At 67.6% G+C, this 23,279-nt stretch carries 26 protein-coding genes and 1 tRNA gene; 12 read left to right on the top strand and 15 right to left on the bottom strand.

The genetic code is table 11. From position 1 onward, the window contains the following. Positions 1–214 precede the first annotated feature (214 nt). The 3 genes from ACP7AB_RS11510 to ACP7AB_RS11500 all read left to right on the top strand — a co-directional run bounded on the left by ACP7AB_RS11510 (position 215) and on the right by ACP7AB_RS11500 (position 2,425). Complete coding sequence (locus ACP7AB_RS11510; RefSeq protein ID WP_425991020.1) at positions 215–826, top strand: recombinase family protein; 612 nt, start codon at positions 215–217, stop codon at positions 824–826. Positions 827–976: 150 nt separating this feature from the next. After that, complete coding sequence (locus ACP7AB_RS11505; protein WP_425991022.1) at positions 977–1,342, top strand: DUF6538 domain-containing protein; 366 nt, start codon at positions 977–979, stop codon at positions 1,340–1,342. A gap of 54 nt (positions 1,343–1,396) precedes the next feature. Then, positions 1,397–2,425 carry a virulence RhuM family protein gene (locus ACP7AB_RS11500; protein ID WP_425991024.1) on the top strand — a complete coding sequence of 343 codons (1,029 nt, stop codon included), beginning with the start codon at positions 1,397–1,399 and terminating at the stop codon, positions 2,423–2,425. A gap of 24 nt (positions 2,426–2,449) precedes the next feature. On the opposite strand, the gene ACP7AB_RS11495 is transcribed toward ACP7AB_RS11500, so the two are convergent. Together ACP7AB_RS11495 and ACP7AB_RS11490 are read right to left on the bottom strand one after the other, a co-directional pair. Next, positions 2,450–3,829, bottom strand: a complete 1,380-nt coding sequence (locus ACP7AB_RS11495; RefSeq protein ID WP_426046143.1) for a DUF6538 domain-containing protein — start codon at positions 3,827–3,829, stop codon at positions 2,450–2,452. Between the two features lie 164 nt (positions 3,830–3,993). After that, positions 3,994–4,070: transfer RNA gene (locus ACP7AB_RS11490), tRNA-Arg, on the bottom strand. Between the two features lie 139 nt (positions 4,071–4,209). Here ACP7AB_RS11490 and ACP7AB_RS11485 point away from each other — a divergent pair. Continuing rightward, positions 4,210–5,502, top strand: coding sequence for a hypothetical protein (locus tag ACP7AB_RS11485; protein WP_425991026.1), 1,293 nt, complete (start codon positions 4,210–4,212; stop codon positions 5,500–5,502). A gap of 369 nt (positions 5,503–5,871) precedes the next feature. On the opposite strand, the gene ACP7AB_RS11480 is transcribed toward ACP7AB_RS11485, so the two are convergent. Both ACP7AB_RS11480 and ACP7AB_RS11475 read right to left on the bottom strand, forming a co-directional pair. Then, positions 5,872–6,666: an SDR family oxidoreductase gene (locus tag ACP7AB_RS11480; protein WP_425991027.1), complete on the bottom strand. Its 795-nt coding sequence runs from the start codon at positions 6,664–6,666 to the stop codon at positions 5,872–5,874. Beyond that, positions 6,663–6,965 (bottom strand): 4a-hydroxytetrahydrobiopterin dehydratase, encoded by a 303-nt coding sequence (locus ACP7AB_RS11475; RefSeq protein WP_425991029.1) that lies wholly within the window; start codon positions 6,963–6,965, stop codon positions 6,663–6,665. The genes ACP7AB_RS11480 and ACP7AB_RS11475 overlap by 4 nt, the downstream gene beginning before the upstream one ends. 135 nt (positions 6,966–7,100) lie before the next feature. On the opposite strand from ACP7AB_RS11475, the gene ACP7AB_RS11470 reads away from it, so the two are divergent. The 5 genes from ACP7AB_RS11470 (at position 7,101) to ACP7AB_RS11450 (ending at position 11,543) form a co-directional block, all read left to right on the top strand. Further along, positions 7,101–7,808: a Crp/Fnr family transcriptional regulator gene (locus tag ACP7AB_RS11470; protein WP_425991031.1), complete on the top strand. Its 708-nt coding sequence runs from the start codon at positions 7,101–7,103 to the stop codon at positions 7,806–7,808. A gap of 62 nt (positions 7,809–7,870) precedes the next feature. Next, on the top strand, positions 7,871–8,671 hold the full coding sequence (locus ACP7AB_RS11465) for a class I SAM-dependent methyltransferase (RefSeq protein WP_425991033.1): 801 nt from the start codon (positions 7,871–7,873) through the stop codon (positions 8,669–8,671). Between the two features lie 44 nt (positions 8,672–8,715). After that, positions 8,716–10,257 (top strand): 2-polyprenylphenol 6-hydroxylase, encoded by a 1,542-nt coding sequence (ubiB, locus tag ACP7AB_RS11460; protein WP_425991034.1) that lies wholly within the window; start codon positions 8,716–8,718, stop codon positions 10,255–10,257. A 16-nt stretch (positions 10,258–10,273) separates the two neighbouring features. Further along, positions 10,274–10,798 carry a hypothetical protein gene (locus tag ACP7AB_RS11455; RefSeq protein WP_425991036.1) on the top strand — a complete coding sequence of 175 codons (525 nt, stop codon included), beginning with the start codon at positions 10,274–10,276 and terminating at the stop codon, positions 10,796–10,798. Positions 10,799–10,829: 31 nt separating this feature from the next. Continuing rightward, positions 10,830–11,543, top strand: a complete 714-nt coding sequence (locus ACP7AB_RS11450; RefSeq protein ID WP_425991038.1) for a hypothetical protein — start codon at positions 10,830–10,832, stop codon at positions 11,541–11,543. On the opposite strand, the gene arfB is transcribed toward ACP7AB_RS11450, so the two are convergent. The 9 genes from arfB to ACP7AB_RS11405 form a co-directional block, all read right to left on the bottom strand. Next, entirely contained in the window at positions 11,540–11,941 is a 402-nt protein-coding gene (gene arfB, locus ACP7AB_RS11445) for an alternative ribosome rescue aminoacyl-tRNA hydrolase ArfB (protein WP_425991040.1), read from the bottom strand. The two genes, ACP7AB_RS11450 and arfB, sit on opposite strands and share 4 nt — an antisense overlap. Further along, positions 11,938–12,399: a YaiI/YqxD family protein gene (locus tag ACP7AB_RS11440; RefSeq protein ID WP_425991041.1), complete on the bottom strand. Its 462-nt coding sequence runs from the start codon at positions 12,397–12,399 to the stop codon at positions 11,938–11,940. The genes arfB and ACP7AB_RS11440 overlap by 4 nt, the downstream gene beginning before the upstream one ends. 201 nt (positions 12,400–12,600) lie before the next feature. Beyond that, the gene (locus ACP7AB_RS11435; protein ID WP_425991043.1) at positions 12,601–13,953 is read right to left on the bottom strand and encodes an amidohydrolase family protein; all 1,353 of its coding nucleotides are present in this window, start codon (positions 13,951–13,953) and stop codon (positions 12,601–12,603) included. Continuing rightward, positions 13,953–15,443: an amidohydrolase gene (locus tag ACP7AB_RS11430; protein ID WP_425991045.1), complete on the bottom strand. Its 1,491-nt coding sequence runs from the start codon at positions 15,441–15,443 to the stop codon at positions 13,953–13,955. Before ACP7AB_RS11430 ends, ACP7AB_RS11435 begins: the two co-directional genes overlap by 1 nt. A gap of 85 nt (positions 15,444–15,528) precedes the next feature. Then, positions 15,529–15,807 (bottom strand): DUF167 family protein, encoded by a 279-nt coding sequence (locus ACP7AB_RS11425; RefSeq protein WP_425991047.1) that lies wholly within the window; start codon positions 15,805–15,807, stop codon positions 15,529–15,531. 13 nt (positions 15,808–15,820) lie between these two features. Continuing rightward, entirely contained in the window at positions 15,821–16,195 is a 375-nt protein-coding gene (locus tag ACP7AB_RS11420; RefSeq protein WP_425991048.1) for an SdpI family protein, read from the bottom strand. Continuing rightward, positions 16,192–16,488 carry an autorepressor SdpR family transcription factor gene (locus ACP7AB_RS11415; protein WP_425991050.1) on the bottom strand — a complete coding sequence of 99 codons (297 nt, stop codon included), beginning with the start codon at positions 16,486–16,488 and terminating at the stop codon, positions 16,192–16,194. Before ACP7AB_RS11415 ends, ACP7AB_RS11420 begins: the two co-directional genes overlap by 4 nt. Positions 16,489–16,598: 110 nt before the next feature. Further along, on the bottom strand, positions 16,599–17,528 hold the full coding sequence (locus ACP7AB_RS11410; RefSeq protein WP_425991052.1) for an electron transfer flavoprotein subunit alpha/FixB family protein: 930 nt from the start codon (positions 17,526–17,528) through the stop codon (positions 16,599–16,601). Beyond that, complete coding sequence (locus tag ACP7AB_RS11405) at positions 17,528–18,292, bottom strand: electron transfer flavoprotein subunit beta/FixA family protein (protein ID WP_425991054.1); 765 nt, start codon at positions 18,290–18,292, stop codon at positions 17,528–17,530. Before ACP7AB_RS11405 ends, ACP7AB_RS11410 begins: the two co-directional genes overlap by 1 nt. 112 nt (positions 18,293–18,404) lie before the next feature. On the opposite strand from ACP7AB_RS11405, the gene ACP7AB_RS11400 reads away from it, so the two are divergent. Then, a complete protein-coding gene (locus ACP7AB_RS11400) occupies positions 18,405–18,746 on the top strand; it encodes a hypothetical protein (RefSeq protein ID WP_425991056.1) in 342 nt (113 codons plus the stop codon). A 1-nt stretch (position 18,747) separates the two neighbouring features. Here ACP7AB_RS11400 and ACP7AB_RS11395 read toward each other — a convergent pair whose 3' ends face one another. Further along, positions 18,748–19,635 (bottom strand): alpha/beta fold hydrolase, encoded by an 888-nt coding sequence (locus ACP7AB_RS11395; RefSeq protein ID WP_425991058.1) that lies wholly within the window; start codon positions 19,633–19,635, stop codon positions 18,748–18,750. 71 nt (positions 19,636–19,706) lie between these two features. After that, positions 19,707–20,192 (bottom strand): Fur family transcriptional regulator, encoded by a 486-nt coding sequence (locus ACP7AB_RS11390; protein WP_425991060.1) that lies wholly within the window; start codon positions 20,190–20,192, stop codon positions 19,707–19,709. Positions 20,193–20,295: 103 nt separating this feature from the next. On the opposite strand from ACP7AB_RS11390, the gene ACP7AB_RS11385 reads away from it, so the two are divergent. Both ACP7AB_RS11385 and ACP7AB_RS11380 read left to right on the top strand, forming a co-directional pair. After that, positions 20,296–22,323 carry a TonB-dependent receptor gene (locus ACP7AB_RS11385; RefSeq protein ID WP_426046142.1) on the top strand — a complete coding sequence of 676 codons (2,028 nt, stop codon included), beginning with the start codon at positions 20,296–20,298 and terminating at the stop codon, positions 22,321–22,323. 84 nt (positions 22,324–22,407) lie between these two features. Beyond that, a complete protein-coding gene (locus ACP7AB_RS11380; RefSeq protein WP_425991064.1) occupies positions 22,408–23,205 on the top strand; it encodes a SapC family protein in 798 nt (265 codons plus the stop codon). Positions 23,206–23,279: the final 74 nt, after the last annotated feature.

Genomic DNA, 23,279 nt, shown 5'->3' with positions numbered 1-23,279 from the left:
CGCCATTGGCGCCAACGGCATGGCCCGAGGCGTTCCCGCAAACCCCTTCGAACTCGCTCTCGGCAAACCCAGCCGCAGCGGGACCGCCTAATCCCATTTTCGCCGTTCTCGCCAACATCTGATTGGGGGCACAGGTTCTTCTCGACAGAACAGGGAACTGTGAGAATCTGTCGGCCCTTCCCAACATCCATGGAGAACGTTCCTGACCAAGCGAGTGGCAATCTACGCACGTGTTTCCTCCGACAGCCAGACCGTCGAGAACCAGCTTCAGGAGCTTCAGGCCGTCGCCCAGCGTCAGGGATGGATCGTCGTCGCCGTCCACGCCGACGAAGGGATCAGCGGCGCCAAGGGGCGAGATCAACGTCCCGCCTATGACGCTCTGCTCAAGGGGATCGCCCGCAAGGAGTTCGATCAAATCATGGCGTGGAGCGTCGATCGCCTCGGCCGAAGCCTGCCCGACCTCGTCTCCTTCCTGAACGAAGCGCACGCCAAAAACGTGGACCTTTACCTTCACCAGCAGGGCCTCGACACTTCGACGCCCTCCGGCCGCATGATGTTCCAGATGCTCAGCGTCTTTGCCGAGTTCGAGCGGGCGATGATCCGAGAAAGGATCATGAGCGGCCTCCGGCGAACGACCAAGAAGAGCGGTCGTAAGCCCATGCCGGAAAACCGTCTGGAAGCGATCAGGAGGTCGTTGCAGGACGGTCAGGGCATCCGCGCCACCGCCCGGCTCCATCGTGCCTCCACGACCACTGTGACGGCCATCGCACGCACGCTGGGGAAGACGGTTCAGGAAGGCCGTCCGGAGAGCGTTGCGCACGCCTGAACCGGACGTAGCCAATCGACTATGGCTTGCTGAATGTGAGGCCCCCCAGCACGGCAGAATCGGTCGCGAGCGTCGGATCATCGCCAGCCAGAGCGTTGACCAAGAACGCTCTCAAGACGATGGCTGGACGCTTCAGATCAGGGGCACGGCATGACCGACGAAACCAGCCACCCAAACAATCCTGTCGGGTGCGCCACTCTCCAAAACATCGTTGAAAACGCTGCGGTTTTACCGTCTGGGGGACCGTCTTCGGACGATGTCTACACAACCCGTCTACACAATTCGTCCGACAGTCGGGAGCTAAACCCCTCTGATCGTTGGATTAATCGTCCAATCGACGTCTACACAAACCGTCTACACATTGTTCGAACCCACCTCGTCCAGCAGCGTGGTCGGCTTTACTATCGACGACGGGTGCCGGAGGCATTGCGTGAGGTTGTAGGTAAAAAGGAAATTTGGAGATCGTTGGGGACGGACAGCCCCACGGTGGCCAAGCGTAGGGCTGTTTCGGTGTAGAACGTGTCGTGAACGGGGATTCGCCTCGTTCAGACCCTTATGCGAGGCTTGGCTATGTCGGATGAGATCATCCTCTACACGACCGAGGACGGTCGCTCGGCCATTCAGCTTAAGGCCACGAATGGATCGGTCTGGCTTACCCAGCTTGAGATCGCCGAACTTTTCGACACCAGCGTCTCGAACATCAACAAGCACATCAAGGCGATCCTCGACGAGGACGAGCAGCCTGCGGCAACTATTGAGCATTACTCCATAGTTCAAACCGAGGGCGCGCGGAGCGTCACCCGCCAGATCGCTCATTACAGCCTGCCGATGATCCTCGCCGTGGGCTTCCGTGTCCGGTCACCGCGCGGCGCCCAATTTCGTCGGTGGGCGGCGGCCAGCCTGTCGGACTACCTGATCAAGGGCTTCGTCATGGACGATGCCCGATTGAAAGACTCCGAGGCCGACTATTTCGAGGAACTGCTCGCGCGCATCCGCGACATCCGGTCGTCGGAAAAGCAGTTCTACAAGAAGGTCTTGGACATCTACGCGACCAGCGTGGACTACGACCCCAGAGAGGATGCCAGCCAGCTTTTCTTCCAGACCGTGCAGAACAAGATGCACTGGGCCGCGCATGGCCACACTGCCGCCGAGGTGGTCTCGATTCGGGCGGACGCGGCCAAAGATCACATGGGGCTGACCGCGTGGGCCAACCAGACCAACGGCGGCCCGCCGCGCAAAGGCGACGTCCACATCGCCAAGAACTATCTGGCCGAGGACGAACTCGAGGCCCTGAACCGCATCGTCACCGCCTATCTAGAGTTCGCCGAGCTTCAGGCGTTGAGCCGAAAAGCCATGACCATGCAGGGCTGGATCACCAAGCTGGACGACTTCCTGCGGCTGGGCGACCGAGACATCCTGACACATGCGGGCCGGATTTCCGCCGACGTCGCCAAAACCAAGGCGCAGGCCGAATATGAGATGTGGCACGATCGCCAATTGGAACAACCCAGCGCGGTTGAGCGGCACTTCATTGAGGCGACGCAGGCCGCAAAGCAGATCGCAGCCACACGGCTAAAGCCGAAATCAAAGAAAGCATAGCCTTCACATCATGGCGCCTCGGCCTCACCCCTCATGAAGATGAGATAGGTCGAGGCCCGAATATAGAACGCGGTCGATGGCCTCTTTAAGCGTGGCGACGCGATAGCCACTGCCATAGGCATCAGAAACCGAGGTGGCCCCGCTGGCCGTCGTCCACCCACCGAGTGCGAGTGCGATGTCCCGGTCGATGCGCGCCTCCCGTAGGGCGTCGCGAAAGCCGTGGCGGAAGCTGTGAAAGCAGGTCTTCGGTGAGCCTGCTCCGGCTCTGGCGACGAAGCGGCGGAACCACGCGGAAAAGGTCGTGGATCGATAACCGGTGGCACCCATCCCTACTTCACCGAACAGCTTGCTTTCACCAGCGCGCTTTCGCTGACAAACGAAGTCCATGAAGCCGAGGTCGATCAGCATGACGTGGATCGGGACGACTCGCTCGCTCGATGCGGTCTTCAACCGCTTGTCGGTCGTGGCCCCCTCCGACCGCTCGGTGATGGCGAAGCAATCCACATTCTCGATCCGCCGGATGTCGGCCACATCCAGTTGGCAAGCTTCGTTCAAACGAAGTCCGCCGAACATCGACAGCAGCGGAATCCAGAACCGGGCGTTCCGAGGACGTTCCGGGCCGGGCATGGCGTAGCCGTGCCCGGCGTCACGGCAGCCGGTGTAGAGCGGCGCCGAGAAGATCGTCTTTAACTGGTCCGTCGAGAACGGAAGCCGTTTGTCGCGACGGGCGGTCGGATCGGGCACGCGCAATCCTTGGGCGGGATTACGGTCAAGCATCTCCTCCTTCACAGCCCAGTTCAGCACGCCGCCGAGCTTATTCAGGTAGGTGTTGATGTTGGCCGCGTTGATCAGGTCGGTGCGCTCGTCGGCCTTCGCCCGTTCCGCGATCTCGACGGGGCCGAGCTTGGGAAACAGTTTCGATGCATTACGGGGCTGCCAGCGGAGCACCTCAATCATCTCGCGGCACTGTGTCCGTGTGATGCTGCGGATCGGCGTGTTCTTCCCGAGGATCGCCATCACGATCCGCTTGGTCGTCAGATAGGCCATCCGGGTGGTGGGCGACCAATCCCGCGTCGGATCGTTCATGTAGGCGTCGTAGAGATCGCCGAAGGTGATGCCCGGCAGCGGCTCCGCTTCCACGACGGCTTCAGCAATTGGCACCCGTTCGGAAAATCCATCCAGCACGATCTGATCGACGATATGGCCGACCTTCAAACGGGCCACCTCGAACTCATGCTCGACCTTTGCCGCGACTCGCAAAGCCCTACGCTTGGCCACCGTGGGGCTGTCCGTCCCCAACGATCTCCAAATTTCCTTTTTACCTACAACCTCACGCAATGCCTCCGGCACCCGTCGTCGATAGTAAAGCCGACCACGCTGCTGGACGAGGTGGGTTCGAACAATGTGTAGACGGTTTGTGTAGACGTCGATTGGACGATTAATCCAACGATCAGAGGGGTTTAGCTCCCGACTGTCGGACGAATTGTGTAGACGGGTTGTGTAGACATCGTCCGAAGACGGTCCCCCAGACGGTAAAACCGCAGCGTTTTCAACGATGTTTTGGAGAGTGGCGCACCCGACAGGATTCGAACCTGTGACCCCTGCCTTCGGAGGGCAGTACTCTATCCAGCTGAGCTACGGGTGCATCCGCCGGGCCTCGCGGCCGGCCGAAGGGCCTTACAGCAGGTCGCGGCCGGCCTCAATCCCGGAAAGGCTGGACCCGGAACGGCTTGGCGAAGGGCGCGGCCCCGCCTAGCGTGCCGGGGTCTTTGCGGAGTCCGTCCATGGGTCGCCTGTTCCTCGCCGTCCTCGCCCTGCCCCTTCTGCTGGTCGCGGCCTGCGCCACCGCCCCTGCGCCCGATCCGTCCGGCGACGGTCTGGACGCCGTGGCGCGGGACTATGTCGCCCTGATCCTGGAGATCGGCGAGCGCGAGCCGGGCTATGTCGACGCCTACTACGGCCCGCCGGAATGGGCCGCGGCGGCGAAAGCCAACCCGCGCGAGGTCCCGGCCCTGATCCAGGGTGCCGCCTCCCTGACCGGGCGGCTGAACGCCCTGTCGACGCGGGGCGCGGAGCCCGCCGTGGTGCAGCGGAAGGCCTATCTGCTGGCCCATGTCTCGGCGGCATCGGCCCGTCTGCGCATGATCGGCGGGGAGCGGATGAGCTTCGCCGACGAGGCCTATGCCCTGTTCGGCGTCCGGCCCGAGCTGAAGCCGCTGACCGCCTATGATCCGATCCTGGCGCGGATCGACGGTCTGGTTCCGGGAGACGGCGCCCTGGCCGACCGGGTCTCGGCCTTCCGCAACGGCTTTGTCATTCCGACCGACCGGCTGCAGGTCGTGATGGACGCCGCCATCGCCGAGTGCCGCGCCCGGACGATCCGCCATATTCCCCTGCCGGCCAACGAGCGGTTCAGCCTAGCCTTCGTCACCGACAAGCCGTGGTCGGGCTACAACTATTTCCAGGGCGACGCGGCCTCGAAGATCGAGATCAACACCGACCAGCCGATCTTCACCGACCGGGCCATCGACCTGGGCTGTCATGAGGGCTACCCCGGCCACCACGTCTACAACGCCCTGCTGGAACGGACCTTCGTCGCCGAGCGCGGCTGGGTCGAGATGAGCGTCTACCCGCTGTATTCGCCGATGTCGTTCGTGGCCGAGGGCAGCGCCAACTACGGCATCGACCTGGCCTTCCCCGGCGACGAGGCGGCGACGTTCGAGCGCGACGTCCTGCTGCCACTGGCGGGACTGACCGGCGCCCCGGTCGAGGAAAAGGCCGAGCTGAACGCCCTGGTCCGCCAGCTGGCGCGGGCCGAATACACCATCGCCGACGACTATCTGGCCGGCCGCGTCGGTCGCGAGGCGACCATCGCCAAACTGTCAAAATACATGCTGACGACAACCGAGCGGGCGACCCAGCGGCTGCGCTTCATCGAGACCTACCGCAGCTATATCATCAACTACGGCCTCGGCCGCGACACGGTGCAGGCCTGGGTCGAACGCCAGGGTCCCGACCACTGGGACGGCATGGAGACCTTGCTGTCCAGCCAGATCCTGCCGGCGGATATCATCTGAGGCGGAGCCGACTGAGCGCGACTCCAAAAAGCGAGTCGACAGAGTCGACAGAGTCGCGCCGGCCAGGGCGGTCGGGATGGCGATGTCAAAGACCGGGAGACAGTGTCTCACGGTTTTCAGGGGCGCCTGGGATAAAGCTCTAAATCGGGGCCGGGCGTTGATCCGATTGAGGAAATCGGACGATCCGTTGATGGGTATGGTGCGCTTTCCCTCTCCCTCCCAGTCGGGGGAGGGCAGGCGCGTAGCGCCGGGTGGGGGCGGCAAGGCAAGGCCGCGAAAGCCCGCGTCTGGATCGCTCTCCCGCCCCCACCCGGTCTCCGCTTCGCTTCGACCACCCTCCCCCGAGGGGGAGGGAGAACCGCTGCGCGGCTACTGCGCGGTCATGCCGCCGTCGATCTTGAACTCGGCTCCCGTCACGAATTTGGCTTCGTCGGAGGCGAGGTAGAGGACGCAATACGCCACGTCGTTCGGTTCGCCGATCCGCTTCAGCGGGATGCCGCGCGCGAGGCGTTCGTGGGCCTTGGCCTCGTCGCCGCCGGCCATGGCGATGAAGGGATCCAGGATCGCGGTCTTGATGAAGACCGGATGGACGGAGTTGACCCGCACGTTCCAGTCCATCTTGGCGGCCTCGAGAGCGACGGTCTTGGTGTACATCCAGACGCCGGCCTTGGTGGCGTTGTAGGCGCCCATGCCTGGCCCTGCGGCCAGGCCGGCGATCGACGAGATGTTGACGATGGCGGCGGAGCCAGACGCCCGCAGATGCGGCATGGCGTGTTTGCAGCCGAACATGACCGAGCGCAGGTTGATCTCGTACTGGCGCTGCCAGTTCTCTGTCGTGTCCTGCTCGACGAAGAGCAGGACGTCGCCAACGCCGGCGTTGTTCACCAGAATGGACAGACCGCCCATGTCGGCCGCGGCCCGTGCGACGACATCGATCCACTGGGCTTCCGAGGCCACGTCGTGGGCATAGGCGAAGGCGGCGCCCGGGATCTCGGCGTTGATCCGTTTGGCCAGGTCTTTCGCGCCCGCCCCGTTGATATCGGTGATCGCGACCTTCGACCCTTCGCGCGCCAGCATCCAGGCGATGGCCTCGCCCAGTCCCTGGGCCCCGCCCGTGATCAGCGCGGCCTTGCCCGCGACGCGTCCAACCGTGCTCATTGTCATTCCCCTCCCAGGGATTTTGCGGCGGCGTCGATGAAGCGCGCCATCGTCGTGTCCAGTTCGGTGACGCCGCCGGCGTCGTGGGTCGTCAGCAGCACCGTGACCCGGTTGTAGACGTTCGACCATTCCGGATGATGGTCCATCGTCTCGGCCTTCAACGCCACACGCGTCATGAAGGCAAAGGCGGTGTTGAAGTCGGCGAATTTCAGCGTCCGCTCGATGGCGGGGCGGTCGCCGTCGTGGACGGACCAGCCTGTCAGGCCCTGGACGGCGGCTGCGGGATCGAGGGTCGGTCTGGCCATGAATGTCTCCTGATCGTCGGGGGTAGCGGCAGCGCCGCGCCCCCGCAAGGCGCCGCGACGTCAGCCAGCCGGCGCCGGAACAGACGAAGGCGCTGAGGCGTTGGGAGGCGTCGCCATGCGGAACGGAGCTATATCGTGGACAATCTCTGGATCGCTTCGCTGGACGACGCCGACCGCAAACGGCTGGAGCCGCACCTGGCCGAACGGGCTTTCACCCAGGGGCAGGTGCTGTACGACGCGGGCGAGGCTGTGGACCAGGTCTGGTTCCCGCTGAGCGGGGTCGTGTCCCTGATGACCGTCCTGGCCGAGGACAGGATGGTCGAGACCGCCGCCATCGGCCGCGAAGGCCTGATCGGCGTGACCTGCGGCCCGATGAACGCCCGCGCCTCGAGCCGCGCCATCGCCCAGATCGCGGGCTCCGCCGCCTGCTGCTCCTCCGACGTCTTCTCCGATGCCCTGGCAGAGAGCCCCGGCATGCGCACCGCCCTGTCCAAATTCACCGAGAGTCTGTTCGCCCAGGTGCAGCAGACCGCCGCCTGCAACGCCCAGCACCGGCTGGACGAGCGTTTGGCCCGCTGGCTGCTGACCCTGCACGACCGCGCCCAGTCCAACCGGTTCCACCTGACCCAGGCCGACATCGCCGGCATGCTGGGTGTTCGTCGCGCCACCGTTTCCGAAGTCGGGGCCGAGCTCGAGGGCAAACACCTGATCCGGCGCGGCCGGGGCTGGGTCGAGGTGCTGGACCGCGCGGCGCTCGAGGAGGCCGCCTGCGGCTGTTACGCCGCCATGCGCGGCGTGATGAAGGATCTCGGCGTGCCGCGGCCCAGGGCGCCGAACGCCTGAGTCGATGACCCGCGACGGCGAGGCCCGGTGACGCAGGCTTCACGGCGCGCTAGACCGCCCGGATGAGCGCTTCTCCAGATTCCTCTCAGCCTCGGGGCCCGCATTCGTCGGGCGACACCTCCTCCTTCGGTTTCCGCGACGTGGATGCCCGCGAGAAGGTGCGGATGGTGCGGGGCGTGTTCGACAGCGTGGCCTCCAGCTACGATCTGATGAACGACCTGATGAGCGGGGGCGTGCACCGGCTGTGGAAGGACGCGGCCGCCGCCAGGCTGAACCCCCGGCCGGGCGAGACCATCCTGGATGTCGCGGGCGGCACCGGCGACATGGCGCGGCGCTATTCGAAGATGGCGCGGCGGGCGCAGGAGCGGCGCGGTGGAGACGACGCCTCGGTCATCGTGCTCGACTACAATGCCGAGATGATCCTGGCGGGCGTTCACAAGGGTGGCGAGCCGGAGATGATCTGGACCGTCGGCGACGCCATGGCCCTGCCGATCCCGGACGCCTCGGTCGACGCCTATTCGATCAGTTTCGGCATCCGCAATGTGTCGGACATCGCCGTGGCCCTGAAGGAGGCGCGGCGGGTGTTGAAGCCCGGCGGGCGGTTCCTGTGCCTGGAGTTCTCGCGGCCCACGGCCGAGGCGGTCAGGAAGGCCTATGACGCCTGGTCCTTCCACGCCATTCCGCGCATCGGCGGCTGGGTGGCCAAGGATCGCGACAGCTACCAGTATCTGGTCGAGAGCATCCGCCGCTTCCCCGATCAGTCGACGTTCAAGGCCATGATCGAGCAAGCCGGGTTCTCCCGCGTCGCCGTGACCAACCTGTCGGGCGGCGTCGCCGCGATCCACTTCGGGTGGGCGGTCTGAGCTTTCCGGCCGCATATCGGGTCGCGCCCGCGGCCCCGCCGACCGTGGCCGTGCGCGATCCCGTCGGCGCGACCTGGCGGTTGATCCGCTGGGGCGCCGCCCTGGCCAGGCACGACGCCCTGCTGCCGCGCGAGATCACCCCCCTGTTGCCCGCCTGGGTCAGGGTTCTCGCGGGGTTCATCCACCTGTTCGCCGGGCGCGAGGGTCGTGACGGACGGCCGGGCCAGCGTCTGGGTCGGGCGTTCGAAACCCTGGGGCCGGTGGCGATCAAGCTCGGTCAGGTCATGGCCACGCGGGCCGACATCTTCGGCATCGAGTTCGCCCGCGACCTGGGCCGGCTGAAGGACAGGCTGCCGCCCTTCCCGACCGACGAGGCGCGACGCGAGATCGAGCGCTCGCTGGGTCGGCCGGTCGAGAGCCTGTTCATCGATTTCGGCGACCCGATCGGGGCGGCGTCCCTGGCCCAGGCACACCCCGCCTGGCTGGCCGATGGGCGCAAGGTGGCGGTCAAGGTGCTGCGCCCCGGCGTGGCACGTCGCGTGGTCAAGGGGCTGGACGCCATGCGTCTGGCGGCCGGACTGGTGCACAGGCTGATCCCTGCGGCGCGGCGACTGGAGCCCGAAGCCTTCGTCGAGACCGTGGCCCGGTCGATGTATCTGGAGCTCGACATGCGGCTGGAGGCGGCGGCGGCCTCCGAACTGCACGACATCATGGAGAAGGCCCGGGCCGACGGCGCCCATATGACCGCGCCGAAGGTGGTCTGGGACGGGGTCGGCAAACGGGTGCTGACACTGGAGTGGGCCGTGGGCCTGCCGATGACCGACCCGGCCGCGATCGAACAGCCGGGCATGGACATCAACGCCCTGGCCGACAATGTCGTCCGCGCCTTCCTGGTCCAGGCGCTGGACTACGGGACCTTCCACGCCGACCTGCACGAGGGGAATCTGTTCGCCTCGGCCCCCGCCGAGCTGAGTGCCGTCGATTTCGGCATCATCGGCCGGCTGAACCCCGGCGAGCGGCGCTACCTCGCCGAGATCCTGTGGGGCTTCCTGACGCGCGACTATCCACGCATCGCCCGGGTCCATTTCGAGGCCGGCTACGTGCCGCCGCACCATTCGGTCGAGGCCTTCGCCCAGGCCCTGCGCGCCGTCGGAGAGCCGGTGATAGGCCGCGCCGCGTCCCAGGTCTCGATGGGCCGGCTGCTCGGCCAGTTGTTCGAGATCACCGCCCTGTTCGACATGCATCTGCGGCCCGAGCTGATCCTGCTGCAGAAGACCATGGTCTCGGTCGAGGGTGTGGCGCGGCGCCTGAACCCGGACCACGATCTGTGGGCCGCGGCCCAGCCGGTGGTGGAGCGCTGGATCACCCGCGAGCTCGGCCCCAGGGCCCAGGTGCGCGACGGCCTGCGCGAGATCCTTTCGGGCGCCCGGGCCCTGTCGCGACTGGTGCAGGAGCCGCCCACCAGCCAGACGGTCATCGTAGAGAGGGTGAAGACCCCGACCTGGCTGGCCGTCTGTGTCGTCGCCGCAACCGGCCTCTCCGCCGCCGCCCTCATTGTGTCGCTTTGGCCCCGGATTGTGGGATGACACAGTCGGAGTCCGCATGACCGTCTCGATCAAGATCCCCCTTCTCGTCCTCGTCCTGGCCGCCCTGGCCGGGCCCGTGCTCGCCCAGGCGATGCCCCCGGCGCAGCTGGCCCCCCGCGGAGGCGCCGCCGCCACCCTGCCCAACACTTTCGACAACCCGACCGCCCCGGCCGCGCCCGCCGTCCGTGCGCCCGCCGCCCCGGGTGGTCAGGTCTCGGATGCCCAGATGGCCGAGGCCGCGCTGCGCGCCGTCATCGAACAGCTCGCGGCCGGCGACATCGAGGAGGCGATGTTCACGCCGGACCTGGGGCGTCGCCTGAACAGCCAGATGACCACCTTCTCGCCCCTGGTCCAGGGCTTCGGCGACCTGCAGACGATCGAGCCGTCCGGCGTCGACGATGGCGTGGCCCAGTATCTGGTCACCTTCGACAATGCCGCGACCCAGTGGCTGATCGGGCTGGAAGAGGGCGGGCTGATCGCCGCCCTGCTGTTCCGCCCGGCGCCGCCTGAATCGTCCGACCCGCCGTCGCCCGACGCCTGATCCCCTCCGCCCCTCCTTTCGGGAACCCTCCATGAAGCGTCTCGCCCCCATCGTCCTCGGCGTGGCCGCCCTGGGTCTCGTCGCCGGCGGCTGCGCGTCCGGCCCGGGAGGCCCGATCAGAGGCCCCGGCGGCGCGCAGGGACCGGGTCCAGGTCTGTTCGTCAGTCCCTTCGGCGAGCTGTTCTTCGCCGAACCGGGCGAGCCCTGGCCGGTCGCCGGCTGGTTCTCGGGCGCTGATGCCGACAGCGACGGCCGGGTGACGCCGGAGGAATTCACCGCCGACGGGATCCGCCAGTTCCGCGTACTGGACGTGCGTCGCGACGACCGGCTGACCCCCGACGAGATCGCGGCCTACGAAGCGGATCTGGCAGAGGCCCGCGCCCGTCTGCCGGGCATGGCGGGCGGGCCCCGTGAGTCCGGGCGCCGTCTGCAAGGCTTCAGCGGCGGCATAGCCCTGGGCCTGGCCGAACCCGCCCAGCAACAGGGCAGCCGCAGCGCCCCCCGCCAGCGCGCGCCGACCGGCCCGCTGGCCTACGGACCGATCGCTGCGGCCGGGTTCTTCAACTATCCCCAGCCGGTCAAGGCCGCCGACCTCGACATCAACCAGACCGTGACGGCCCAGGAGTGGGCGCAGGCGACGGACCGCTGGTTCATCGCCCTGGATACCGATCAGGACGGCGCCCTGACCCTGGCGACCCTGCCGCGCACGCCGCTGCAGCAGATGATGGATCGTGGTCCGCGCTAATCCAGCGCCGGCTTGCCGCGTCCGCTCTTGATCGTGGCGCGGCCCGACTTGGCCTGGAGGCGGCGTTCCTTCGACGCCCGCGTCGGGCGGGTCGGGACGCGGTAGGTCGGGGCGATCGAGGCCTTGTCGACGAGGTCCTGGAGCCGCTCGATGGCGTCGGCGCGGTTGCGTTCCTGGGTCCGGTGACGAACGGCGGTGATCAGGATCACGCCCTCCAGCGTCAACCGGCTGCCGGCCAGTTTCATCAGCCGCTCGCGCACGGGCTCACGCAGCGAGGGCGAGTTCTTCGCATCGAACCGCATTTGAACGGCGGTCGAGACCTTGTTGACGTTCTGCCCGCCCGGTCCGCCGGCGCGGTAGAAATGAAACTCCAGCTCGCTCTCGGGGATGGTGGTCATCGCGGCGCCCGTTTCGCCATGATCACCGCGCGGTCCAGCGCCTGAAGGAAGGCCGAACGGTCCCTGGGCCCGAACGGCGGCGGGCCGGAGGTGGCGACGCCCATGGAGCGCAGATGTTCACCGACCATCCGTCCGGCGAGGGCCGAGCCGATCGAGTCCGGCGTGAACGGCTGGCCGTTCGATTTCAGCGCCTGGGCCCCGGATTTCAGGCAGCGGTCGGCCAGCGGGATGTCGGCGGTGATGACGATATCGCCCGGTCCAGCCCGTTCGGCGATCCAGTCGTCGGCGATGTCGGGACCGGCGTCGACGACGATCTGTTCGATCCACGTCTCGCGCGGCGTGTTGATCCAGCTGTTCGAGACCACAAGCACCTGCAGGCCGTAGCGGGCCGCCACGCGATAGACCTCGTCCTTCACCGGACAGGCATCGGCGTCGATGAAGAGGCGGGGGGCGGACATGGGGTCGCTATAACTCTCCCTCCCCTTCATGGGGAGAGGACTCCCGTCTCCTCCCTGTCGCGCAGCGACGGGGAGGTGGCTCGGAGCGAAGCGGAGAGGCGGAGGGGTTCTTCGTGCGGCAAGAACCCCTCCGTCAGCTCACGAAGAGCTCGCTGCCACCTCCCCATTCGCCAAGCGGCGAACAGGGAGGAGACTTGGGGCCTAGTTCCCGTAGGCGACCGGCATCCCCCCGGCCTGACGCCCGCCGTTGCGATAGCGGTCGCGCAGGAGGATCTGGCGGCTGGACAGGGACTGTTCCTGGCCGTTGATGAACTCCGCCGTCACCGACGACAGCGGCTCCAGCGGATCGCCGGACCAGACGACCACATCGGCCGCCGCGCCCGCGCGCAGCTCGCCGAACTGGCCCGCCATGCCGAAGATACGCGCCGGATTGACCGTCAGGGCCGCAATCGCCGCCTCGAACGGCAGGCCGTGGGAGACGGCGTTGCCGGCGTTGTAGCGGGCCTCGCGCGCCCGGTGGACCGAGCCCTCGTTGCCCTTGATGGCGATGACCACCCCGGCCGCGTTCAGGGCCGCCGCATTCTCCATCCGCGCGGCCCGGGTCTCGAGATCGCCGGGCAGGTTGGAGATGGGGTTGAGCAGCACCGGCACGTCGGCGGCGGCGATGTCGGCGGCGACCAGCCAGCCTTCCTCGGCCCCGTCCAGGATCAGTTTGACCCCTTCCTCGCGGCCGAGACGCAGGACCTGCTGGATGTCGGCCGCCCGGTGGACGGTGACGATCAGCGGCATCGAACCGTCAGCCACCGGGATCAGGGCCTCGAGATCGGCGCGAGAGATCGACAGGTCGCGCAGGGCCGCGCGGTCGTAGGCGGCCTTGTTGCGGGCATAGAGGCGGACCTCGGCCAGGGTTTCCTTGAACAGGGTGAATTCGGCGCCGCGCGCGCCGCCGGCGACGCCCGCTCCGGCCTCGCCGAACGGAGCGACCATGGCCACGCGGGGCTGGACCAGGATGTCGGTCCCGGCCGCCAGGTGGATCACCGAGGCCGTGCCCGCGAACAGGCCCGGCGTCTGGAAGCCGCCCGAGCCGGCGCCGGCGAAGTCCGAGTCATCCTGATGCTGGTGACCGCCCGAGCCGCCCGGATGGTTGGGGACGACGATGGCGCGGGTGATGCCGCCCAGACGCGCGACCGGAATGGCGATCGACCAGGGGTCGAGGCCGTAGCTGACGTCGAACGAGGCCGAGATGGTGTTGGCGCCGTTGGACTGATCCTCCGACCCCTCGACAGACGAAATCTCGGTCAGGCCGAGGCCGGAATCGACGGCGACGAAACCGGGGGTGACCACCTTGCCACGCGCGTCGATGACGCGGGCGCCGGCCGGAGCGGCCCCGGTCCCGACCGAGACGATACGGCCGCCGGAGATGACGACCGTGCCGTTCTCGATCACCGACGTGCCGGTGAGGACGCGCCCCCCCGTGATGGCGGTCACCTGCGCCAGTGCGGGCATGGCCGACAGCGCCAGAGCGGTCAGGGAGATGAGGGCGAAACGGCGCATCAGCGGGCTCCCGGAACGATGTTGGCGGCGGCGATGCCGAAGCCGGGCTGGCCCAGCTCGAAGTCCGAAACAGGCTGATAGCGCGGGTCGAAGCGGTCGAACGTGAGAGCGCCGTCAATGAAGACCTGATCGGCGCGGGCGTAGACCGAGAACGGATTGGCGCTCCAGATCACCACGTCGCCGCGCAGGCCCGGCGTCAGCGCACCGGTCTCGTCGCCGATTCCGATCGAGCGGGCGGCGTTGGAGGTGATCCAGCTGATCGCGTGTTCTTCGGAGATGTTCAGACCGGCGCGACGACCCGCGGCGAGCGCGGCGGCGACTTCCTGGTTCAGGCGCTGGGTCAGCTGGGCGTCGTCGGAGTGGATGACGGCGCACCCGCCCTCGGCGGCATCGACCAGGGCGGCGTTCTCCTCGACCGCATCCAGAGCTTCCATCTTGAAGCCCCACCAGCCGGTCCACATGTCGGCGCAGACGCCGGCCGCGGCCAGTTGCGGCGCGATCTTGTAGGCCTCGATGGCGTGGTGGAAGGCCGTGACGCGGTAGCCGAACTCATTGGCGATATCGAGCATCACCATCATCTCGTCGGCGCGATAGCAGTGGTTCTGGACCAGGATCGACCCGTCCAGCACCCCGGCCAGGGTCTCGTTCTGCAGGTTGCGGGTCGGGGGCGAGCCTTCGCCCGTCTCACGCCATTTGTCCCATTTCTCGCGATAGTCCTGGGCGGCGATGAAGGCGGCGCGATAGCCGGCGACATTGCCCATGCCGGTGGCCGGCGACTGGTTGCGGCCGCCGTAGACGCGCGACGGGTTCTCGCCGCAGGCCATCTTCACGCCATAGGGGGCGCCGGGGAACTTCATCCCCTGCATGGTGATCGACGGGATGTTGCGCACCGTCACCGAGCGGCCGCCGAACAGGTTGGCCGAGCCGGGCAGAATCTGGAGGGTGGTGACCCCGCCGGCGCGGGCCGTGTTGAACCCGGGGTCCTGGGGCCAGATCGAATGCTCGGCCCAGACCTGGGCCGTGTTGGGGCTGGTCGCCTCGTTGCCGTCGCTCATGCCGCTCACGCCGGGCGAGGGATAGACGCCGAGGTGGGAGTGGACGTCGATGACCCCCGGGGTCACGAAGCGGCCGCGTGCGTCGACGACGCGGTAGCCGGCGGGGACAGGCGTCGAGGCCGGGCCCACGGCCTCAACCTTGCCGTCCGACATCAGGACGACGCCGTTCTCGATACGCTGGTCCGTGCCGGTCAGGACCGTGCCGCCGACGATGGCGACGTTGTCACGCGGCAGAGGCTGGTAGGTCGAGGGATAGGGATCGAGGTTGGTCGAGGCGTCGAGACCGCGCGCCATGGTCCGGTCGGTGTCGGCGCCGCCGCTGCTCGAACCGTCGGCGGCGGGCGGAGCGGCCCCGTCCATGGTGGCGCAGGCCGACAGGGCCAGTGCGCAGGCGACGACGGCGAGGCTGGGCCCCCGCAAGGCGTGACGGATCATGGATGGACGCTCCCCTGTCGCGCCGGCGGCGCGGAACGGGGCGGATTACAAAAGCGTCCCAGGCCGTCCGTCAAAGGCGGAAACATTACATTCCTGTAAGGCGGGCGCGAAGCGCCGCATCATCAAGGCCTTCGACCTCGATCATCTTCAGCCGGGACTGTCCGCCGCGCGCCAGGGACACGGCCGAACGGGCCACGCCCAGAGATTTCGCGAGCAGCAGGATCAGGGCGGCGTTGGCCTCGCCTTCGACCGGTCGGGCGCGCACGCGGACCTTGAGGACCGGCCGCCCTTCCGGGTCGACATCCCAGCCGTCGATGCGATCAGAGGCGGCGCCGGGGGTCAGTTTGATGGCGATCCGGGCCATGGCGTCGCCCCGATCAGGCCGCCTTCGCCCGGCTCCGCAGCGACAGGCAGTAGATGAAGGTCACCGCCATCCCGAGGATCACCGCGCCGCATCCGACCACCATCGCCGTCGTGACGGGCGCGAACACGAAGGCTCCGGCATAGACGAGGCCGCTGATCACCATCGACCAGGCGGCGACCCGCTGGGCCTTCCGGGCGCCGGCGCTGGGGGCGAAGGTCTTGGGTATGCGATTGCCGAACGAGGCGATCATCAGGCCGGTGGCGCCCAGGACGACCCGGATCGTCGTCTCCTGGTCGATGTAGCCGAGGTTGCGGGCGAGGCTTGAAGCCAGCGCCAGCAAGAGGATGCCGCCGCCCCAGGCGAGGCTGTTGATCAGGTCCTTGTTCATTTCGCAGGCTCCTCTTTGGGCGTCGGCGTTTCCGCGCCGAGGCCGAATGAATGGACGAAGCCCAGCAGGGCCTCTTCGAGCACCGAGAGCTTCAGGTGATAGATGACGGACTTTCCGACCTTCTCGGCGTGAACCAGATCGGCCTCCTTCAGCACCGCGAAATGCGCCGACATGGTCGGTTTGGAGACCTCGAACCGGGCGCTGAGTTCGCCGGCGCTCATCGGCCCCTGACGCAGGAGCTGAAGCACTCGCCGGCGGGTCGGATCGGAAAGGGCCCTGAAGACACTGCTCATAATGAGACAATTAGCTAATTATCGAAATGAGTCAACCCGACTTTGCGGCGGGCATGAAAAAGGGCGCGGACCTCTCGGCGCCGCGCCCCCGTTCGAAGCCTCCGAAGGCGTTAGCCCAGAGCGGCCATCAGCTCCGGCACGACCGTCTTGTAGTCGCCGACGATGCCGAAATCCGCGACCTGGAAGATCGGGGCGTCGGCGTCCTTGTTGATGGCGACGATGATCTTGGAGTCCTTCATCCCGGCCAGGTGCTGGATGGCGCCCGAGATGCCGATGGCGATGTAGAGGCCCGGAGCGACGACCTTGCCGGTCTGGCCGACCTGGTAGTCGTTGGGCGCATAGCCGGCGTCCACGGCCGCGCGAGACGCGCCGACGGCGGCGCCCAGTTTGTCGGCCAGGGGATCCATGACGGCATGGAACTCCTCGGCCGAGCCCAGGGCGCGACCGCCGGAGACGACGATCTTGGCGGCGCCCAGTTCGGGACGGTCCGACTTGACCATCTCCTCGCCGACGAAGGCCGCCTTGGCGGCGTCCGAACCGGCCACGGTCTCGACCGGGGCCGAGCCGCCGTCCGCCGCAGGGGCGAAGGCGGTCGGACGCACGGTGATGACCTTTTTCGCGTCCGACGACTGGATCGTCTCCAGGGCGTTGCCGGCATAGATCGGCCGCACGAAGGTGTCTGCGGCGACGACCTCGACGATCTCGGAGATCGGGGCGACGTCCAGCTTGGCCGCAATCCGCGGCATGAAATTCTTGCCGTCCATCGAGGCGGGCGACAGGAACGCGTCGTAGCCGGCGGAAAGGGCCACGACCGTGGCGGTCACGGCCTCGGCCAGCTGGTGGCCCAGCTCGCCGCTCTCGGCCAGCAGCACCTTGCGCACGCCGGTGATCCTGGCGGCGGCGGCGGCGGCGGCCTTGGCGCCCGAGCCCACGACCAGAATGTCGACGTCGGAGGACAGGGCGAGGGCCGCGGTCACGGTCTTGTTGGTGCTGTCGCGGACGGCCGAACCGTCGTGGTCGGCGATGACGAGGACGGCCATTACAGGGCTCCCGCGGTCTTGAGTTTGGACACCAGTTCGGCGGCGTCGGCCACCTTGATCCCGGCCGAGCGGGTCGGCGGGGCCGTCACCTTGACCACCGTCAGCCGGTTGGCCGTATCGACGCCGTAGTCGGCGACCGCCTTCATCGCGATCTCCTTCTTCTTGGCCTTCATGATATTGGGCAGGGAGGCGTAGCGCGGCGTGTTGAGACGCAGGTCCACAGTGACCACGGCCGGCAGGGTCGCCGACAGGGTCTGGTTGCCGCCGTCAACTTCGCGCGTGACCCTGGCCGCGCCGTCGGCGATCTCGATCTTCGCCGCGAAGGTGGCCTGGGGCCAGTCGAGCAGGGCGGCCAGCATCTGGCCGACCGCATTGTTGTCGCCGTCGATGGACTGTTTGCCCATCAGAACCAGGTCCGGCTTCTCTTCGGCCACGACGGCGGCCAGCAGCTTGGCGACGGCCAGCGGCTCCAGGTCGGCGTCGGACTGGATCAGGATTCCGCGGTCGGCGCCCATGGCCAGGGCCGTTCGGATGGTTTCCTGGGCCTGGGTCACGCCGATGGAGACGACCACGATCTCGGTCGCGGTGCCGGCGGCGTGGTGTTCCTTGCCCTCTTTCAGACGAACCGCCTCCTCGACAGCGATCTCGTCGAAGGGATTCATGCTCATCTTGACGTTGGCGAGATCGACGCCGGTCTGGTCCGCCTTGACGCGAGCCTTGACGTTATAGTCGATCACCCGTTTGACGGGGACGAGAACCTTCATGTTTGACTGTCCATAGGATCGCCGGAATGTTGCGGCAGGGAATGGAACGGGCGAAGGAGCCTGTCAACGTAACGCGACGTGAACTTGGGGCGTCGCCGGGGATGAGATTTCGATGAACCGCTTCCTGACCATGCGCCGCCTGTCGATCCTGTTCTTCGGACTGTTCGCCGTCTGCGTCGCCGGAGCCTTCGCCTTCCAGCGCTTCTATGTCGCGCCCGCCGACGCCTGCGCGCAGAGCGGCCGCTGGTGGTATGAGGAGGGGCGCGAGTGCGTCCAGCCGATCTACTTGCCCGACATCACCGGCCGCCCGGCCGGCGTGACGCGGGCCGAGGCTTCGAACGAGCAGAATCGCCAACTGCTGGCGATCGAGGACCGGCTGGCTGCCGAGCGTCTCGCCCGGGCCGCGGCGACGGAGCGCGACCGCGCCGACTACGCCGCCAAGACCGGCAAATGATCTAGACAGCGGCGTCGAACAGGGCGTCGCGCGCGATATCGGGGCGCAGCATCGGGAAGAAATGCGTGCCGCCGGCCACCGTCTCGACCGAGACCAGCGGCAGGCCGCGCGGCGCGGCCTCGACCGCGCAGGTCGAGTGGATCTCCGCCTTCAGGATGCGGATCGGCCGGCCGCAGTCGCGCATCGCCTTCCAGGGATCGTGCCCCTGGGCGCAATAGTTCGAGGCCTCCCATTCGGGCGGGCAGGTCAGGGCAAACCCGTCGCCGTCCTCGGTCAGGCCGGCGCCGAGATAGTCGATCACCATGATGTCGGACCAGCCCTTGAAGGCGCCCCGGCCGCGATAGGCCGCCAGAGCCTGTTCCCGGCTGTCGAACCGCGCACGACGTTTGAGCGCGCCCTTCACCAGCGGGATATGGCCGGGGAGACGGTTCAGCAGCGGCAGTTGCAGCGCCGCCACCATCCAGCGCTTCCAGACGACCGGATCGAGGGCGACGACCTGGGAGACCTTTTCGGGCCGTTCGGCCGTCGCGAGGATGGCGCTGGTCGCGCCCATGGAATGGCCGGCCATGACCACCGGCGGTCCGTCCAGGCTGTCGAGCAGGGAGACGAGGTCGTCGCGGTGATCCTGCCAGCCCTTCCGGCCGGTCGGGAGCGGCAGGGTGGTTGCCCCATGCCCCCTCAGATCGGGCGCGAGGATGCGCAGGGACGACGTCAGCGGCGCCAGAATCGAGCGATAGGTCGCGGCGTTGAAGCCGTTGGCGTGACAGAAGATCAGATCGACCGGCCGTTTCGGATCGCCGAAGTCGAGGACCGACATGTCTCCGGCGCCCCACCGATTGGCGATGGGCACGGTCATGCGGCGGGGCGGGGAGAGCCGGGCAGCGTCCATATCGGGAACCTAGGGAGGCGAAGACCCCGACGCCAGCATCTATCCGCCTATGCGGCGACGCGGCTTCCCGGTCATGCCGCTACACGGCAGGCGGGACAGCGGCCGTGGCCCTCGATCGTGGTCCGCTCCAGCGCATAGCCGGCGGCGGTTGCGGCCTGTTGCAGGGCTTCGCCTTCCGGCGGCGTGACCTCCTCGGTCGCGCCGCAACAGTCGCAGATCAGAAAGGCGGCGGCGTGGGCGCGGTCCCCGACCGAACAGGCCACATAGGCGCTGATGGAGGCGATGCGGTGGGCCAGCCCGGTCTTCTCGAGAAACTCCAGGGCGCGATAGACGGTCGGCGGCTTGGCGGCGACGCCGTCCAGGCCGTAGCGGGCGATCAGGTCATAGGCCTTCACCGCCTCGCCGGCCTGCAGCAGCAGTTCCAGCACGCGGCGGCGCGGCGCGGTCATCCGCTCGCCCTGCTGCACGCAGCGGGCCTCGGCAGAGGCCAGGGCGCGGCCGATCTCTCCGGCGTCGAGGCCGGTTTCGTCGTGCGCGTGATCGCAGTGGGAACCCATGGGCCAGAGCTAAGCCGCGCGAGGCCCCATCGCAACCATCGCGGCTTGACTACGCGTGATGTTATCTCATAACACTTCAGCCTCTTCCTCCCGAGAGTTTGCCATGCGTTCTGCTTACCTGTCCCGTTCCGCCCTTCTCGTGGCCGTCGCCTCGGGCGCCTTGGCCGGCGCCGCCTCCGCCCAGACCGCCCCACCCGCGCAGCAGGCCGATGCGGTCGAGGACGTCATCGTCACGGGCCGTCCCTTCGGTGTCAGCGACAACGCCAGTCTGATCGCCGTCGACGTGCTGGACGAACAGGCTCTGGCCGTCGCCCCGGTCCAGACCCTGGGCGACCTCGTCGCGGGCCTGCCGGGCGTGCGCTCGTCCAGCTTCGCGCCGGGCGCCAGCCGCCCCGTCATTCGCGGCCTGTCCGGGCCCCGGGTTCAGGTCCTGACCAACGGCCTCGGCATGATCGACGCCTCGGCCGTCTCGCCGGACCACCAGGTCGCCGTGGATCCCGCCGAGGCCAGCCGGATCGAGGTCGTGCGCGGCCCCTCGACCCTGACTTTCGGCGGCTCGGCCATCGGCGGGGTGGTCAACATCCTCGATGAACGCATCCCGACCCATGCGGTCGAGGGCGGCGTCGACGGCCATGTCTCGACCCAGTATTCCAGCGTCGACAAAGGCTATGGCCTGGGCGCAGGCCTGGCGGCCAACGCGGGACCGTTCGTGTTCACGGTCGACGGCTTCCGGCGCGACAGCGGTGACTACGACATCCCCGGCCCGGCCCTCTCACAGCGGCTGGCGGCTGCGGAAGGCGTGGCCCGCGATGACGCCGGGACCGTGGTCAACTCCTTCGCCAAGATCGAACAGGTCGGCGCCGGCGTTTCCTATGTCGACGACCGCGGCTTCGTCGGCGTCTCGATCAAGAACACCCGGTCCAACTACGGCACCGTGGCCGAGCCCGATGTCTCCATCGACCTGGAACAGACGCGCTACGACTTCCGCGCCGAGCGCGAGCTTGATGCCGCCTGGTTCCAGTCGTTCAACCTCTCGGCCGGCTATGCCGACTACGCGCACACCGAGTTCGAGGGCCCCAAGGTGGGCACCGTTTTCCAGTCCTCAGGCTATGAGGGCCGGGCCGAACTGATCCAGCGCCAGCGCGACGGATGGCAGGGCGTGGTCGGGGTCCAGGTGCTGGACCGCGAATTCGACGCCATCGGCGATGAGGCCTTCGTCCCCGCGACCTCGATTCAGGAAACCGGCCTCTACACCGTCCAGCGGCTGAATCTCGGCGCCTACGGCTTCGAGGGCGGCGTCCGCTACGACCGCCGCGAACTGTCCGCCACCCCGATCGGCGGGACGTCGGAGATCAATCGCCAGTTTGATAACTGGTCCGCCTCGGGCTCCGTCTTCGTCAAACCCGCCCAGGGCCTGTTCCTCGGCCTCAGCCTGTCGTCGAGCGAGCGAGCGCCGAGCGAGGTCGAACTGTTCTCCGACGGCGTCCACGTCGCCACTGCGGCCTATGAGCTCGGCGATCCGACGCTCAATTCCGAGAAGGTCCTGACCCTCGAGGGGACGGTCCACCTGTCGCGCGGCCCGCTGGACGGCGATCTGCACGTCTATCGGGCGGAATACGACGGCTTCATCGACCAGCGCCCGACCGGCGCTGCTTTCGACTTTGACGGCGAGCCCTTCCCGATCTTCGCCTATGTCCAGACCGACGCGACCTTCACCGGCTTCGAGATCGAGGGTGACTATGCGCTGTGGGAATCGGGCGAACGCAGCCTGAAGCTCGGCGGCTCGGCCGACTATGTGAAGGCCGATACCGACCTGGGTCCGGCCGCGCGCATTCCGCCGTACTCGGTCACCGGCCGCCTGATCTGGACCGACGCCCGCTGGGACACCCAGCTGGAGGTCCGCCACGTCGGCGAACAGGACAAGACCGCCGCGTTCGAACTGCCGACCGACAGCTACACCATGGTCAATCTGTCCGGCTCGATCCGACCGTTCGCGGACCGCAACGTCACCGTCTTTGCCGAGGCGCACAACCTGACGAACGAGGAGGCGCGCGAACACGCCTCCTTCCTGAAGGACATCGCGCCCCAGCCCGGACGGAACCTGCGGGTCGGCGCCACCTATCGCTTTTAAGCGCGACAGGCGCGCCGGTTTGCGGCGGCGGGCCGGTTCCGCTAGAAGGCCCGCCTTTCCGTCATTCCCAGAGCTCTCGCGTCCATGACCGACACCACCGCCTCCAACGACTCCGGCCTCGACGGCAACGTCCTGTTCTACAGCAAGCCCGAGCCGCTCTCGAGCGACCTGCACGGCAAGCTGGGCGTCAACCCGATCGACAAGCCCTACGCCTTCGTCGCCGCCTCGCACGTCGTGCCGCTGACGGTGACCGAGTTCGCCCCGGCCGCCCTGTCCTACCCGGTCGTCTTCCTCGGCGAGTCCAAACAGCCGGTCGCGGTCATGGGCCTGCGCCAGAGCGAAAACCTCTATGTCAGCGCCAAGGGCGAGTTCCGCCCCGAGGCCTACATCCCCGCCTACGTCCGCCGCTATCCGTTCGTCTTCGCCAACGACCCGCAGGGCCAGCGCCTGATCCTGTGCATTGACCGCGATGCGCCGTTCATCGTCGAGGGCGGCCAGGCGCCGCTGTTCGAGGACGGCAAGCCCTCCGAGTACGTCAACCAGGCCATGGAATTCTGCAACAACTTCGAGCAGGAGCGCCAGCGCACCGACAGCTTCATCAAGCTGCTGACGGACCTGGACCTGTTCGACGTCCGCGAAGCCGTCTTCACGCCGCGCAACGAGCGCGGCGAGCCGGGTGAACCCCAGAAGCTGGCCGACTATTTCGCCGTCTCGGAAGAGAAGCTGAAGCTCCTTCCGGCCGAGAAGCTGGCGGAACTGCGCGACAACGGCGCCCTGGGCCAGATCTACGCCCATCTGGTGTCGCTGCTCGGCTGGGACCGCCTGATCGCCCTGGCCTTCCAGCGCGCGAACGACAACGGCGAGATCGCCGGCAACGCCTAAGAGACACGGCCTTCTCCCTCCCCCTCGGGGGAGGGCAGATCGCGCAGCGATCGGGTGGGGGCGGCAAGGCCAGG

The sequence above is a fragment of the Brevundimonas sp. TWP3-1-2b1 genome (assembly GCF_049896165.1).
In the GTDB taxonomy this organism is placed as follows: Bacteria; Pseudomonadota; Alphaproteobacteria; order Caulobacterales; family Caulobacteraceae; genus Brevundimonas; species Brevundimonas subvibrioides_B.
The sequence above is the reverse complement of the archived record's forward strand: the minus strand, read 5'-3'. Positions and strand labels throughout refer to the sequence as shown.